Raw genomic sequence first — 14,757 nt, forward strand, 5'->3', positions numbered from 1 at the left:
CAGCACTGTGCCGAGCCGTCACCAGGGAACGTCAGCCATGAAGAGCACCATCACAAGGACACGCACCACAAGAACGGGCGCCACCCGGATCAGGCGCCAACTGCCCACCAGCCCCTGGCTGTTCGCCGCCCCCGGGCTCGGAATCGTCGCGGTCTTCATCCTCTATCCGTTCGTCAGTACCCTCAACAACTCCTTCACGGACAAGCGCACGCTGATGCCGGGCGAGTACGTCGGCCTCGCCAACTTCCGCGAGCTGCTGCACGACGACATGTTCTGGATCGGCCTGCGCAACAGCACGATCTACGTCCTCGTGGTCGTCCCCGCACTCGTCCTGCTGCCCCTGCTGCTCGCGATGCTCGTCCAGAAACACATCCCCGGCATCACCTTCTTCCGGTCCGCCTTCTACACCCCGGTGGTCGCCTCGATCGTCGTCGTGGGCCTGATCTGGGTGTGGATGCTGGACGAGCGCGGCCTGGTCAACGCCGTCCTTGAAGCGGTCGGCGTCGGCAAGGTCGGCTTCCTCAGCGACCAGTGGCTGCTGCTGTTCAGCGCGATGGCCGTCACGGTCTGGAAGGGCCTCGGCTACTACATGATCATCTATCTCGCGGCGCTCGCCAACGTGCCGCGCGAACTCCACGAGGCGGCGGCGGTCGACGGCGCGGGAGCGTTCCGCCGCTTCCTCACCGTCACCGTGCCCGCCGTGCGCTCCACCATGGTCCTTGTCGGCGCGCTCTCCTCGGTCGCCGCCTTCAAGGTGTTCTCCGAGGTCTACCTGATGGCCGGGCCCACCGGCGGCCCGGCCGGCGAGGACACCACGCTCGTGATGCTGGTGCAGCGCGTCGGCACCGGCCTGACCGGACGGGTCGGCTACGCCTCGGCCATCTCGGTCGTCGTCTTCGTCGTCACCGTCGCGCTGATGCTGCTCGTGCTGCGGGCGGACCGGAAGGAGGACGCGTGAGCACCGCCGAGAAGATCCCCCCGACGACCGCCGGTCCCGCTGCGGCCACTGCGGCCACTGCGGCCCGGAAGCCACGGCGTCGTCGGATCACCGACGAGAACGGCCGCCGGATGCCGGTGTGGGAGATCGTCCTGCGCTACGGACTCCTCCTCGCCGTACTGGCGCTGATGATCGGCCCGTTCCTCTGGCAGCTGTCCACGTCCCTGAAGGGACCGCACGAGGACATCTTCAGCTCACCGCCGAAGTTCCTGCCTTCCGACCCCACCCTCCACAACTACGAGCGGGTCGCCGACACCATCCCCGTCTGGGACTACGCCCTCAACTCCCTGAAGGTGGCCGCCGCCAACGTCGTCACCAACTGCGTGGGCGCGACGCTCGCCGGGTACGCGCTCGCGCGCCTGCGCTACCGCGGCCGCAAAGCGGCGACCGTCGTCTTCATCCTGGCCATGCTGGTCCCCGTCGAAGGCATCATCATCGCCCAGTTCACCACCATGCGTGAGCTCGGCCTGAACAACACCCTCGTCGGCGTGCTGCTGCCCGGCTGCGTCTCCGCGCTCAACGTCCTGCTGATGCGCAACGCCTTCCTGAACGTGCCCTACGAGATCGAGGAAGCCGCGTTCGTCGACGGCGCCAACGTCTGGCAGCGGTTCCTGCGCATCGCGCTGCCCGCGGTCAAGGGCACCCTCGCGGTCGTCGCGATCTTCGCCTTCATGGGTGCCTGGGACGACTTCCTGTGGCCGCTGATCGTGCTCAGCGACCCGGACAGGTTCACCCTCACCATCGGCCTGAACTACCTGCACGGCACCTTCGCCAACGACGAGCGCCTCGTCGCCGCGGGCACGGTCATCGCCGTGCTCCCGCTGATCGTTCTCTTCGCCTGCCTGCAGCGGTACTTCTTCCGCGGGGTGGGGGAGGGTGCGGTCAAGGGCTGACCCCCGCTCCTCCTCGACGGCCTCACCAGAACCAGGATCCGCATTGCCTTCCGCATCGCCTTCGGGCACGCCGCGCTTCGGCGCCAACTACACGCCCTCCCAGGGGTGGTTCCACCACTGGCTCGACTTCGACCTCGACGCCGTACGCGCCGACCTCGACGCGATCGCCTCGCTGGGCCTCGACCACATCCGGGTCTTCCCCATCTGGCCGTACTTCCAGCCCAACCGCACCCTGATCCGTCCGCGCGCCGTCGACCAGCTCGTCCAGCTCGCCGACGCCGCCGCCGAACGCGGACTCGACGTCAACGTCGACGGCCTCCAGGGGCACCTGTCCAGCTTCGACTTCCTGCCCGCCTGGACCCAGACCTGGCACCGGCGGAACATCTTCACCGACCCCGACGTGGTGGCCGGGCAGGCCGCGTACCTGCGCACGCTCGCCGCCGCCCTCGCCGACCGGCCGAACTTCATCGGCATGACCATCGGCAACGAGATCAACCAGTTCTCCGCGGGCCCGCACCCCGACCCCGACCGCATCACCCCGGAGCAGGCGGAGTCCTGGCTGCGCACCGTCCTCGCCGCCTGCGAGGAGGGCGCGCCCGGCAAGCTCCATCTGCACGCCGAGTACGACGCCGCCTGGTACCAGGACGACCAGCCCTTCACCCCGGCGCAGGCCGCCCGGCTCGGGGCGGTCACCGCCGTGCACTCGTGGGTGTTCAACGGCACGGCCCAGCGCCACGGGCGCACCGGCACGGCGACCCGTACCCACGCGGCGTACATGATCGAGCTGTCCAAGGCATGGGCGGACGACCCGCGCCGGCCCGTCTGGCTCCAGGAGGTCGGCGCTCCCGCACCGCTGATCCCCGCCGAGCACGCGGCGTCCTTCACCGAGGACACGATCGCGGCGGCGCTCGACTGCCAGGACGTGTGGGGCGTGACGTGGTGGTGCTCCCACGACGTGTCGCGGGACCTCGCGGACTTCCCCGAACTGGAGTACAGCCTGGGCCTGTTGGCCAATGACGGCGCGGTCAAGCCCGCCGGGGCGGCGATCGCCCGGATCGCCGGGGAGTGGCGCGGGCGTACGTACGCGCCCGCGCCCCGGACGACCGCGGTGGTCGTGGACGACGCCATGTCGCGGCGCTCGGAGTGTGCCCCCGGCGGCGCCGTCTTCGAGGCGTTCGCACGGCTGGTGGCGGACGGGGTGCGCCCCTCGGTCGTCCTCGCCGGACGGGCGGCGGATTCCGGGTACCTCGCTGCGCGGGGCATCAGCGAAGTGCTTCTGCCGGCGGACGTCGGGTAGGCGGCCGCCCCCCGCCCGTCTCGCACGGGGCTCCGCCCCGGACCCCGCTCCTCAAACGCCGGAGGGGCTGAAATTGCCCCCCGGCTCCTCGAACGCCGGAGGGGCTGGAATCCCCACCCTCACTCACTGACCTCCCCAGGAGAACCCTCATGCATGACGACCGCACCCTCGTCGAAGCCCGTCTCAAGCGCGTCCTCGACGAGCGCATCAGGCCCGCCGTGTATCCCGCTTCCGTTCCCCTCGACGTCGCCGTGTGGAACGCGCCCGGTGAGCCGGTCCCCGTCGCCGAAGGGCTCGCCGCCGAGCCGTCACCGGCCTCGGTCGGTGAGAAGTGGGGCGCGCCCTGGGGCACCAGCTGGTTCCGGGTGACCGGCACCGTGCCGAAGGAGTGGGCGGGGAAGACCGTCGAGGCGATCCTCGACCTCGGTTTCGACGAGAACATGCCGGGCTTTCAGTGCGAGGGCCTCGTCTACCGCCCCGACGGCACCCCGGTGAAGGGCCTCAACCCGCGCAACCAGTGGGTGCGTGTCGCCGCGCCCGCCGAGGGCGGCGAAGAGGTGCGGCTGCACATCGAGGCCGCGTCCAACCCCGTCATCCTGGACTACCACCCTTTCCTGCCCACCCAGTTGGGTGACAAGGAGACTGCGGGCAGCGAGCCTCAGTACAAGCTGGAGCGCATGGACCTCGCCGTCTTCGACGAGACGGTGTGGCAGCTCGTCATCGACCTGGAGGTCCTCGGCGAGCTGATGCAGGAGCTGCCCGAGGACTCCGGGCGGCGCTACGCCATCGTGCGCGCGGTCGGCCGCGCGCTCGACGCCGTCGACCTCCAGGACGTGAACGGCTCGGCCGCCGCCGCACGGGCCGAGCTCCAAGGCGTGCTCAGCACCCCCGCCGAGCCCTCCGCCCACCGCATCAGCGCCGTCGGCCACGCCCACATCGACTCCGCGTGGCTGTGGCCACTGCGCGAGACGGTGCGCAAGGTGGCGCGTACGACGTCGAACATGACCGCCCTCATCGAGGACGAGCCCGACTTCGTCTTCGCCATGTCGCAGGCGCAGCAGTGGGCGTGGATCAAGGAGCACCGGCCCGAGGTGTGGGCGAAGGTGAAGAAGGCCGTCGCCGACGGGCGGTTCGTGCCCGCGGGCGGCATGTGGGTGGAGTCGGACACGAACATGCCGGGCTCGGAGGCGATGGCTCGCCAGCTCGTGCACGGCAAGCGGTTCTTCCTCGACGAGTTCGGTGTCGAGAACGACGAGGCGTGGCTGCCCGACACCTTCGGCTTCGCCGCCGGGCTCCCGCAGATCATCAAGGCGGCGGGCTCCAAGTGGCTGCTCACGCAGAAGATCTCCTGGTCCCAGACCAACCGCTTCCCGCACCACACCTTCAACTGGGAAGGCATCGACGGTACCCGCATCTTCACGCACTTCCCGCCCGTCGACACCTACAACTGCTCGATGAAGGGCAGTGAGATCGCGCATGCCGCGAAGAACTTCAAGGACAAGGGCGTGGCGCGGCACTCCCTCGCGCCCACCGGGTGGGGCGACGGCGGTGGCGGCACCACCCGCGAGATGATCGCGAAGGCCGCGCGGATGCGGGACCTGGAGGGCTCGGCGACCGTCCGGTGGGAGACGCCGCAGGAGTTCTTCGAGAAGGCCGAGGCGGAGTACCCGAACGCCCCCGTCTGGGTCGGCGAGCTCTACCTCGAACTGCACCGCGCGACCCTCACCAGCCAGGCCGGCACCAAGCAGGGCAACCGCCGCAGCGAGCACCTGCTGCGCGAGGCGGAGCTGTGGGCCGCGACGGCCGCCGTCCGGTGCGAGGAATTCGCGTACCCCTACGAGCAGTTGGACCGCATCTGGAAGACGGTGCTGCTCCACCAGTTCCACGACATCCTGCCCGGCTCGTCCATCGCCTGGGTGCACCGAGAGGCGCGCGCGACCTATGCGGCCCTCGCCCGGGAGCTCGAGGACATCATCGGCGAGGCGCAGCGCGCGCTCGCCGGCGACGGGACCGGCGCGCTGGTCTTCAACTCCACGCCGCACACCCGCGACGGCGTCCCCGCGGGCGGCGCCCGCACGGCGGTGACCGACGGCGAGGCGACGGTCGCCCCGCGTCCGGAGGGCGGCTTCGTCCTCGACAACGGTCTGCTGCGGGTGGAGATCGACGGGCGCGGCCTGGTCGTCTCCGCGTACGACCTGGTCGCCGGCCGGGAGACCGTCGCGCCCGGGCAGGCGGCGAACCTGCCGCAGATCCACGCCGACTTCCCGAACATGTGGGACGCGTGGGACGTCGACGAGTTCTACCGAAACACCGTCACCGACCTCACGGACGCCGACGAGGTCGTGCCGGGCGAGGGCACGTCAGTCCGTGTCGTGCGCACCTTCGGCGACTCGCGCCTCACCCAGGTGCTCACCCTGGCTCCCGGCTCGCGGCGGCTCGACATCGACACCGAGGTCGACTGGCACGAGACGGAGAAGTTCCTCAAGCTCGCCTTCCCGCTGGACATCCACGCGGAGCGGTACGCGTCGGAGACCCAGTTCGGCCACTTCTACCGCGCCACGCACACCAACACGAGCTGGGAGGCCGCCAAGTTCGAGGCGTGCAACCACCGCTTCGTGCACATCGAGGAGCCGGGCTGGGGCGTCGCGCTGGTCAACGACTCGACGTACGGCCACGACGTGACCCGCACGGTACGCGATGAGGACTCGGGCACGACCACCACGGTCCGCGTCTCCCTGCTCCGGGCGCCCCGCTTCCCCGACCCCGAGACGGACCAGGGCGTGCACCGCTTCCGGCACGCGCTGGTGCCGGGCGCGGGGATCGGCGACGCGGTGCGCGAGGGCTACTGCGTCAACCTGCCCGAGCGCCGGGTGAGCGGTGGCTCCGAGGTGGCGCCGCTGGTCACCGTCGACAACGACGCGGTGGTCGTCACGGCCGTCAAGCTCGCCGACGACGGCAGCGGCGACGTGGTCGTCCGCTTCCACGAGGCCCACGGCGGCCGGGCCCGCGCCACCCTGACGACGGGCTTCCCGGCCGGCTCGGTCACGGTGACCGACCTGCTGGAGCGGCCGCTCGCCGGGGTGGCGGCACCGGAGCTCGCGGGTGACGCGGTGCGGGTGACGCTGCGGCCGTTCGAGCTGGTGACGCTGCGGTTCGGCCGGGCGTGAGGGCCGGGCCCGTACGCGCGTGCGCCTGACGTGCCGACGCGGGTGACGCAACCGCGTGGGTGAGTGCGCGACAACTCACCCACGCGGGGCGTCCGCTCTGGTTACCGTGACTCGTCATGGAACGTCAGCTCAGCGCACGGAGTGTGCAGATCCGTCTCGATGAATCCGGCGCCGGGGGCGGGGAATGCGCCACCCTCGATCTCTACACGTGGCTGAGGCAGACCGCCGATGTACGGGATCATGCGGACATCGGCCTCCGTCCCGCGCGGCAGGACGGCGACGCCGCGACCATGGGCACCGTCGACATCATCGACGTGCTGCTGGGGCACGGCATCGCTGCCCTCAACCTCGCGGTGGCGTACGCCGCTTGGCGCACCGCCCGCCCCTCCGCGCCCGCGGTGACGGTGACGACCGGGCGCGGCTCCGTGACGGTCCACGGCGCTTCCGACGACGAGATCCGCCGCATCACGGCTGTCCTCCAGGACGACGCGTGACGTCGTCCTTCCCCGACCCCGCCAGGACCCGCGCGGTGCTGATCGGGGTGTCGACGTACGAGAAGTTGCCGGACCTGCCCACGGTCGACAACAACGTGAGCAAGCTCAAGGAACTGCTCATGGACGACGACCTGTGGGGCCTGCCCGAGAAGCACTGCATCGACCTGACCGGCGACAAGGCGAGCTCGGTCCCGCAGGTCATGCAGACCTTGCACACGGCCGCCGCGGAGGCCACGGACGCCTTCCTGGTGTACTTCGCCGGACACGGCCTCTCCCCGCTCAAGTTCGGCCTGCACCTGGCCCTGCCCAGCGGAGACCACGAACGGCTTTACAACGCCCTGGACTTCAACCACATCCGGCGCGTCCTGCTGGAGGTGTGCACCGCACGGCAGCGCCTCGTCATCCTGGACTGCTGTTACGGCGGGCGGGCGCTCACGGACCACCTCGGGTCGCCCGACGAGGAGCTGGCCGACCTGGCGGGGATCAAGGGGACCTACCTGCTGGCTGCGGCGTCGGCGACGGTCCGGGCGCTGGCTCCGCAGGACGAGACCTACACGGCGTTCACCGGCGAGGTCATCGAGGCGCTCGACCGGGGTATTCCGGACGGCCCCGACCTGCTCGACACGGACTCGCTCTTCGTCCACGTCCGCCGCGAGCTGATCGCCAAGGGCCGCCCGGAACCCCAGCAGCGTGCGGACGGCTTCGGCCACCGCATCGTCCTCGCCCACAACCGGTGGGATCAGGCGGTGAGCCCGGAAGCCGTCGCCTACGCGGGCGCCCTGAGCGCGACCGTGGGGTCCGGTCTCGGCACGGCAGACCTCGGTGAGGCCCTCGGCCTGCCCCCGGCCCAGGTCAAGCGCTACCTCCGGGGCGGCCGCATCGCTCCCAAGGCGGTGCTCGACGCTGTCACGGACCTCCTCGGCACCCGCGGCAGGCCGCTCCCGCCGGAGAAGAGGAACCGGCTGCACGAGTTGCGACGCCTCGCCCAGCGCGCGAGCGAGGACGCGGACACGCAACTGCTGTACTGGCGGGAGGAGGCGGACCGGCTCAGGGCCGAACTGGAGGAGCTCGCCCGGGAACTGAACGGATCCGCGCTCGTCGCGGAACGCGACAGGCTGCTGAGCCGGCTCGCACACGCACAGCAGTACATCAAGGTCACCGACGGCGAGCTGGCCGAGGCACGTGAGGACATCGACCGGCTGCGGCGCGAGGTCGATGTGCTGCGTCTGCAGGCGCGCAGGCTGCTGGCTCCGGACTCCGACGCGGAGAGGGAGGAGCCGTCGGGGCACGAGTCCGCCGCCGTGGCGAAGGTGTCGGCCGTGGCGCGGCAGGAGGGGCATGTCGAGGGCGACGAGAGGGCCACCGCCCCCACCTCGGGACCGGACGTGTCCGCTACGCCCACCCGCTCCAGCCGTGCCCCGGACCCGCCTCCCTCCGCTTCGGTGGGCGCCGGCTGCGCCTTCGCCGTGCTGGTCGCGGCGGTGCTGGGCTATCTGCTCATCGGTCTCGCCGTCAGCGGGGGCACCGTCGCTCTCGAGCCGTCCGGCGGACGGCGGCCCACGGTCTCGGGCGAGGCGTACATCTGGGATGTGGCGGGCAGTGTGAGCAGTACCTTCGCGGTGGACGACGATGCCCCGACAGACCGGCTGGAGGGCACGCTGCGCCTGGAGGCGGGACGGGAATGCGGGAGCAAGCCCGTCGAAGCCGTCTGGGAGATCACCGTCGACGGCCGCTCCTTCAAGAAGGGAACCGCCGAGATCGCCGGGCGGGGGACGAGCCAGGAGATCGCGACCGACTTCCCGCTGCGGTCCCCCGCGGAGAAGGTCACGATGCGCGTCGGCGCGACCGGGGCGGCCGGGACGTGCGACACGTTCGGGCTGGTGTGGGAGAGGCCGCGTCTGGCCAAGAGCTTCGATGTGGCCTATGCCTTCTGACGGGGCGGGAGGTGCAGGGAAACGGAAGGCTCCCGGGGACGCCGCCTCGGCGGGCTGCCTGATCTCCGTCCTCCTCGCGGGCGTGCTCATCGTCGCCGGCTTGGCCGTCTGGAACTTCGTGACGCACGACCTCCACCTGACCTACGCCGGCCGGGGATCAACCCCCGTCTCTCGTGCGGAGGTCAGCGGTGGAAAGTTCTCCGTCACGAGGCGCTACCTCACCTGGGACGTACGCCGGCGTGCCGAGAGCGGCTTCCGTGTCGAAGGGCCCGCCCGCGATTCCGGTTTCGAGGGCAATGAACTGCACGGCGTCCTCAGCCTCTCCGTGCCCCGTGGCTGCGTGGACCGGCGCATCCGCTGGGAGGTCCGCGTCGACGGCGCCCGGGCCGGTGGCGGCAGCCTCAGATGGCTGCGCGCGTACACGGTGCAGACGGACTTCGCCCTGCACCGCACTCCCGACGCGGTCGCGATCACCATGTCCTGGGACGGCGGTGACGCGGCCTGCCCGTCCTTCAGTGCCGAGTGGGAGGACCCGCGGGTGGAGCGGCTGCCGATCGGCTAGGACGTCCGCAGCCACACGCGCAGCGGGCCGACGGGTGTGAAGCCGTGGCGGACGGCGGCCGCCAGGTCGTCCCCGTGCTCGTAGCCGACGACCGGCACCCCGGGCCAGAGCCGGGCCGTGGCGTCCAGGCAGGAGCGCCAGGCGGTGTCCAGGTCGTCGTCGGCGGTGAAGAGGTTGGAGATGCCGATGACGGACGCGGCGGGGTGGGCGACGGCGCCCGCCGTGACGCCTCCTCCGGTGCCGGTGGCCGCGAGGAAGACGGATCCGTCGTCGAGCAGCGGCGGCCGGAATAGTTCGCCGCCCTGTCCGTCGCCGCTCCAGGCGGCTTCCCACTCGGAGAGCCCGTCAGCGTCTTCGACGGGCCTCCAGCCCTCCTGCCCGCGCGCGGGTTCCGCCGCGGGCCGGTGGATCCACCGCGCCTCGAACAGCACCTCGAAGCCGGCCCCGGACAGGTCCAGCGTGCCGAAGCTGTCCTTGACGGAGGCGCCGGGGGAGGTGAGGTCGATGCGGGTCAGAACGTCGTCGGGCGTCGCGTCGGGGGAGAGCGTCACGGCGTCGGGGTAGAGCGGGGGAGTGCGTCGGGGACTGGCCCAGACGCGCGGGGCGAAGACGCCGGGCACGCCGTGGGAACGGCAGACGGCGTCGCACCAGTCGGCGTTGTTGCGTATGGCCGCGTGCGCGTACGAGGTGGTGCGTGGGTCGGTGATCACCCGGGGATGGTGTCAGGGCCGCCCGGCGCGCGCCGCCCATTTAACGCATCCGTATAACGCGTCCGTGCGGCCGCTGGTTCACCCCTCCAGCTGCGACCGCAGCCACTCCTCCACCTCGCCCACGTGCGCCGCCGCGGCGGCCCGTGCCGCCTCGGGGTCCCGCGCCACGAGTGCCCGGTGGATGCGGGCGTGTTCGCGGCGGGTGCGTTCGAAGGCGTCCTCCTCCTGGTAGCCGCGCCACACCCGCGCGCGGAACGTGCGCGACGACAGGCCCTCCAGTATCGCGGCCATCGTCTCGTTGCCCGCGGCGAAGGCGATCGTGCGGTGGAACGCCAGATCGTGGGAGAGGATCTCCTCCGGGTCATCGGTGGCGTTCATCGCCTCCAAGTGCTTGCCCACGTCAGCCAGTTGGGTTTCCGTGATCCGGGCCGCCGCGAGTGCGGTCGCCGTGGACTCCAGGACCCGGCGTACTTCGAGGAGTTCGACGAGTTGCGGGCCGCGGGAGAGGTCCGCCACGACTCCGAAGGTCTCCAGGAGGTCCCCGGCCTCCAGCTGGGTGACGTAGATGCCGGAGCCGTGCCGCGCTTCGAGGACGCCGAGGACCGTCAGCGCGCGGATGGCCTCCCGCATCGAGCTGCGCGATATGCCCAGCTGGACCGCCAAATCCCGCTCGGTCGGCAGCCGTTGGCCCGGTTCGAGGCGGCCCTCGCCGATCATCGCCTTGATCTGCTCGATGGCCCGCTGCGTCACGGTGCCCTTCTGCGGGGCGGACTGCTCTGGCTGGTCCACGTAACGCTCCCTTGCTGGCCGAGTGCGCCGCAGTCTAGTCAGAGATGTGGTCGGACCACTACGGCCGGAAAGTGCGGGAAGTTGACGACGAGGGGTGTTGTGGGCGGCAAGTGGTCTGATAAATATCGCCCGACCACGCTCGTTCCCTAGCGATCCCGCTCGATGAGGAGCCGTCAGATGGCCGACAGGAAAGCGCGCAACAGGTCCAGCAGGGCGGGAAGTTCACGGGCGGTGCGCGCCGCGGCGGCGGCCGCCTGCGCGTCCCTCGTCCTCGCCGCGTGCGGCAGTACGAAGGACGCCGCGTCGCCCGGCGGCGGAGGCGGCGGCGAGGGCAGGGTCGGGGTGATCCTGCCCCTGCTGACCTCACCGTTCTGGCAGTCGTATAACGACTACGTCCCGAAGATGGCGAAGTCCGAGGACGTCGACGCGATGAAGACCGTCAACTCCAACAGCGACCCGTCGCAGCAGATCACCGACATCAACAACCAGCTGAACCAGGGCGTGAAGGGAATCGTCGTCGCGCCGCTCGACAGCGCCGCGATCGCCGCGGGCCTCGACCAGGCCGAGCGCAAAGGCGTGCCCGTCGTCGCCGTGGACGTGGCGCCCGAGAAGGGGAAGGTCGCGATGGTGGTGCGGGCCAACAACGTCGCGTACGGCGAGAAGGCCTGTGACTACCTCGGCGGCCGGGTCAGGACCGGCAAGGTCGTGCAGATCATGGGGGACCTCGCGTCGGTCAACGGCCGCGAGCGTTCCAAGGCCTTCCGCGACTGCGTGAAGAAGAAGCATCCGAAGCTGAAGGTCCTGGAGATCCCCGCCGAGTGGAAGTCCGACACGGCCGCAGCCAAGCTGGACACGCTGCTCAACTCCGACCCCGACATCAAGGGCATCTATCTCCAGGCGGGCGGCGTCTACCTCGCACCCACCCTCCAGACCCTCAAGTCCAAGGGGATGCTGAAGAAGGCGGGGCAGAAGGGCCACATCACCGTCATCTCCAACGACGGCATCCCGCAGGAGTTCGACGCGATCCGCAAGGGCCAGATCGACGCCACCGTCTCGCAGCCCGCCGACGCGTACGCCAAGTACGGCATGCACTACATCAAGGCCGCGATGAACGGCGAGAAGTTCAAGCCGGGCCCGACCGACCACGGTTCGACGATCGTCGAGCTGCCCAGCGGCATCCTCGAGGACCAACTGCCCGCCCCGCTCGTCACCGAGAAGAACGTCGACGACGCCGAGCTGTGGGGCAACACGGTCCAATGAGCGCCCACACGATGAACGTCCCGCTCGTCGAGGCGTCCGGCATCGTCAAACGGTACGGACCCACCGTCGCACTGCGGGACGGCCGCCTGACCGTCCTGCCGGGCGAGTCGCACGCCGTCGTCGGCCGCAACGGCGCGGGCAAGTCCACCCTCGTCTCCGTCCTCACCGGGCTCCAGGCGCCCGACGCGGGCACCGTCCGCTTCGACGGCGAACCCGCCCCGCCGCTCACCGACCGCGACGCCTGGCGCCGCAAGGTGGCCTGCGTCTACCAGAAGCCCACCGTCGTCCCCGAACTGACCGTCGCCGAGAACCTCTTCATCAACCGGCAGCCTGCGGGCCGCGGCGGCTTCATCAGCTGGCGGCGGCTGCGCACCGAGGCGGCACGGGTCCTCGACACCTGGGACGTGCGCGTCGACCCCGATGCCCGCACCGCCGACCTCCAGGTCGAGGACCGCCAAATGGTGGAGATCGCACGGGCGTTGAGCTTCGGCGCGCGCTTCATCGTCCTCGACGAGCCGACCGCGCAGCTCGACAACCGCGAGATCGAGCGCCTCTTCACCCGCATGCGCGCCCTCCAGGACTCCGGCGTCACGTTCCTGTTCATCTCGCACCACCTCCAGGAGGTGTATGAGGTGTGCCAGACCGTCACCGTGCTGCGCGACGCCCGCTGGATCACCAGCGCACCCGTCGCCGAACTGCCGCACGCCGCACTGGTGGAGGCGATGGCCGGCGAGGTCATCGACCGGCAGGCCGACGCCGAGCTGGCCGTGGCCCGCGCCGGGGTCCCCGTGGACGCCCCCGTGCTGCTCGACGTCAAGGGCCTGACGAGCGAGTCGTACACCGACATCGACCTGACCGTGCGCGAGGGCGAGGTCGTCGGCCTCGCGGGCTCCAGCGCCAGCGGCAAGACCAGCCTCGCGGAGAGCTTCGCCGGACTCCACACCCCGGCCGCGGGGACCGCCCAACTGGGCGGCGAGAGGCTGCCGTTCGGTGATGTGACCGCCGCCCTGCGTGCCGGAGTGGGCTGCGTCCCGCGCGACCGCCACGGCCAGGGCCTCGTCTTCGGCATGACCATCGGCGACAACGCCACGATGAGCGTCCTCGACCGGCTCGGCCGCCACGGATTCGTCGGCATCGGTGCGAAGCGCCGCTTCGCCGACGACCTCATCGAACGTCTCGACATCCACGCGGAGGGCCCCGGCCAGCCCGTCTCCGACCTGTCCGGAGGCAACGCCCAGAAGGTCGTGATGGCCCGCGCCCTCGCCTCCGACCCGCGCCTGCTGGTCCTCATCAACCCGACCGCGGGCGTCGACGTGAAATCCAAGGAGTCCCTGCTCGCCCGCGTGGACAGCGCCCGCGACGACGGCACCGCCGTGCTCGTCGTCTCCGACGAACTGGACGACCTGCGCCGCTGCGACCGCGTGCTCGTCCTCTTCCACGGCCGGATCGTCGCGGAGCACGCGGCGGGCTTCAACGAACACGACCTGATCGCGTCGATCGAGGGGGTGGGACGGACCAGCCCCGTCAGGGGCGCGGGGAACTGCGCGAACGACCCCCACCGGCCCGCGGTCGACACTCAAGGAGGAGACCATGGCTGATCTCAAGGCCCCGGCCGTGAAGGCCGACACCGCCGCACGGCTCCGCCCCGGCGGGCCCCGCGCAGCGAAGAGCATCGCCCTGCGAAGGGCGCGCGAACTCGCCCTCGTCCCCGCACTCGCCCTGCTCACCCTCCTCGGCGCACTCCTCAACGACTCGTTCCTGACCGAACGGAACCTCATCTCCGTCCTCGGCGCGTCCGCCGCGCTCGCGATGGTCGTCCTCGCCGAGTCGCTCGTCCTCATCACCGGCAAGTTCGACCTGTCCCTGGAGTCGGTCGTCGGCATCGCGCCCGCCGTCGGCGCGCTCCTCGTACTGCCCGCCGCCCAGGCCGGATTCGGCACGGAGCTGCCCGCCGCCGTCGGCATCCTCGCCATCCTGCTCGTCGGCGCGGTCATCGGCGCCTTCAACGGCATCCTCGTCGTCAAGCTCGGACTCAACGCGTTCATCGTGACGCTCGCGATGCTGATCGTGCTGCGCGGCCTGCTCGTCGGCGCCACCGAGGGCAAGACCCTCTTCGGCATGCCCGAGTCCTTCTACACCCTCGCCACCTCCACCTTCCTGCACATTCCCCTGTCGGTGTGGCTCGCGGCGGCCGCCTTCGGCATCGCGGGCTTCCTCCTCAAGTACCACCGCGTGGGCCGTGCCCTGTACGCGATCGGCGGCAACGCGGAAGCGGCGCGGGCCGCCGGCATCCGCGTCGAACGCGTCATGCTCGGCGTGTTCGTCGTCGCGGGCGCCCTCGCCGTGACCGGTGGACTCATGCAGACCGGATACGTGGGCGCCATCAACGCCAACCAGGGCCAGAACATGATCTTCACGGTGTTCGCCGCCGCGGTCATCGGCGGCATCAGCCTCGACGGCGGCAAGGGCACCATGTCCGGCGCCCTCACCGGCGTCCTGCTCCTCGGCGTCGTACAGAACCTGCTCACCCTCGCCCAGGTGCCGTCCTTCTGGATCCAGGCCATCTACGGCGGAATCATCCTGGTCGCCCTGATGATCGCGCGCGTCACCACGGGCCGCGCACAGGACTGACCCGCCGTCCGCCGCCACCCCGC

Annotated in this window: 12 protein-coding genes; 10 read left to right on the plus strand and 2 right to left on the minus strand. The window is 70.8% G+C overall.

All coding sequences use genetic code 11. From position 1 onward, the window contains the following. The first annotated feature begins 37 nt into the window (after positions 1-37). From ACI2L3_RS31040 to ACI2L3_RS31070, 7 genes are all read left to right on the plus strand, one after another. Entirely contained in the window at positions 38-958 is a 921-nt protein-coding gene (locus ACI2L3_RS31040) for a carbohydrate ABC transporter permease (protein ID WP_404755708.1), read from the plus strand. Further along, positions 955-1,890, plus strand: a complete 936-nt coding sequence (locus ACI2L3_RS31045; RefSeq protein WP_404755709.1) for a carbohydrate ABC transporter permease — start codon at positions 955-957, stop codon at positions 1,888-1,890. Before ACI2L3_RS31040 ends, ACI2L3_RS31045 begins: the two co-directional genes overlap by 4 nt. Before the next feature lie 43 nt (positions 1,891-1,933). Beyond that, positions 1,934-3,187: a glycosyl hydrolase gene (locus tag ACI2L3_RS31050; protein ID WP_404755710.1), complete on the plus strand. Its 1,254-nt coding sequence runs from the start codon at positions 1,934-1,936 to the stop codon at positions 3,185-3,187. A gap of 149 nt (positions 3,188-3,336) precedes the next feature. Next, positions 3,337-6,354: an alpha-mannosidase gene (locus ACI2L3_RS31055; RefSeq protein WP_404755711.1), complete on the plus strand. Its 3,018-nt coding sequence runs from the start codon at positions 3,337-3,339 to the stop codon at positions 6,352-6,354. A gap of 116 nt (positions 6,355-6,470) precedes the next feature. Beyond that, positions 6,471-6,848, plus strand: a complete 378-nt coding sequence (locus ACI2L3_RS31060) for a hypothetical protein (RefSeq protein WP_404755712.1) — start codon at positions 6,471-6,473, stop codon at positions 6,846-6,848. Continuing rightward, complete coding sequence (locus ACI2L3_RS31065) at positions 6,845-8,782, plus strand: caspase family protein (RefSeq protein ID WP_404755713.1); 1,938 nt, start codon at positions 6,845-6,847, stop codon at positions 8,780-8,782. The genes ACI2L3_RS31060 and ACI2L3_RS31065 overlap by 4 nt, the downstream gene beginning before the upstream one ends. Next, complete coding sequence (locus ACI2L3_RS31070) at positions 8,772-9,344, plus strand: hypothetical protein (protein WP_404755714.1); 573 nt, start codon at positions 8,772-8,774, stop codon at positions 9,342-9,344. The genes ACI2L3_RS31065 and ACI2L3_RS31070 overlap by 11 nt, the downstream gene beginning before the upstream one ends. Here ACI2L3_RS31070 and ACI2L3_RS31075 read toward each other — a convergent pair. Further along, positions 9,341-10,054, minus strand: coding sequence for a hypothetical protein (locus tag ACI2L3_RS31075; protein WP_404755715.1), 714 nt, complete (start codon positions 10,052-10,054; stop codon positions 9,341-9,343). The two genes, ACI2L3_RS31070 and ACI2L3_RS31075, sit on opposite strands and share 4 nt — an antisense overlap. Before the next feature lie 78 nt (positions 10,055-10,132). After that, on the minus strand, positions 10,133-10,843 hold the full coding sequence (locus tag ACI2L3_RS31080; protein ID WP_404755716.1) for a FadR/GntR family transcriptional regulator: 711 nt from the start codon (positions 10,841-10,843) through the stop codon (positions 10,133-10,135). 177 nt (positions 10,844-11,020) lie between these two features. On the opposite strand from ACI2L3_RS31080, the gene ACI2L3_RS31085 reads away from it, so the two are divergent. From ACI2L3_RS31085 to ACI2L3_RS31095, 3 genes are read left to right on the plus strand one after another with little or no spacing between them, the layout of a single operon-like run. Continuing rightward, positions 11,021-12,103 (plus strand): sugar ABC transporter substrate-binding protein, encoded by a 1,083-nt coding sequence (locus tag ACI2L3_RS31085; RefSeq protein ID WP_404755717.1) that lies wholly within the window; start codon positions 11,021-11,023, stop codon positions 12,101-12,103. Between the two features lie 11 nt (positions 12,104-12,114). Further along, positions 12,115-13,701: a sugar ABC transporter ATP-binding protein gene (locus tag ACI2L3_RS31090; protein WP_404755758.1), complete on the plus strand. Its 1,587-nt coding sequence runs from the start codon at positions 12,115-12,117 to the stop codon at positions 13,699-13,701. Further along, complete coding sequence (locus ACI2L3_RS31095; RefSeq protein ID WP_404755718.1) at positions 13,694-14,734, plus strand: ABC transporter permease; 1,041 nt, start codon at positions 13,694-13,696, stop codon at positions 14,732-14,734. Before ACI2L3_RS31090 ends, ACI2L3_RS31095 begins: the two co-directional genes overlap by 8 nt. The last annotated feature ends 23 nt before the right edge of the window (positions 14,735-14,757 follow it).

It is taken from the genome of Streptomyces sp. NPDC029674 (genome assembly GCF_044903205.1).
Taxonomy (GTDB): domain Bacteria; phylum Actinomycetota; class Actinomycetes; order Streptomycetales; family Streptomycetaceae; genus Streptomyces.

What these genes read in the sequence shown, in the direction of transcription:
- ACI2L3_RS31090 (WP_404755758.1), top strand. Translation starts at nt 12,115, where the DNA reads ATGAACGTCCCGCTCGTCGAGGCGTCCGGCATCGTCAAACGGTACGGA.
- ACI2L3_RS31055 (WP_404755711.1), top strand. Translation starts at nt 3,337, where the DNA reads ATGCATGACGACCGCACCCTCGTCGAAGCCCGTCTCAAGCGCGTCCTC.
- ACI2L3_RS31070 (WP_404755714.1), top strand. Translation starts at nt 8,772, where the DNA reads ATGCCTTCTGACGGGGCGGGAGGTGCAGGGAAACGGAAGGCTCCCGGG.
- ACI2L3_RS31095 (WP_404755718.1), top strand. Translation starts at nt 13,694, where the DNA reads ATGGCTGATCTCAAGGCCCCGGCCGTGAAGGCCGACACCGCCGCACGG.
- ACI2L3_RS31085 (WP_404755717.1), top strand. Translation starts at nt 11,021, where the DNA reads ATGGCCGACAGGAAAGCGCGCAACAGGTCCAGCAGGGCGGGAAGTTCA.
- ACI2L3_RS31040 (WP_404755708.1), top strand. Translation starts at nt 38, where the DNA reads ATGAAGAGCACCATCACAAGGACACGCACCACAAGAACGGGCGCCACC.
- ACI2L3_RS31060 (WP_404755712.1), top strand. Translation starts at nt 6,471, where the DNA reads ATGGAACGTCAGCTCAGCGCACGGAGTGTGCAGATCCGTCTCGATGAA.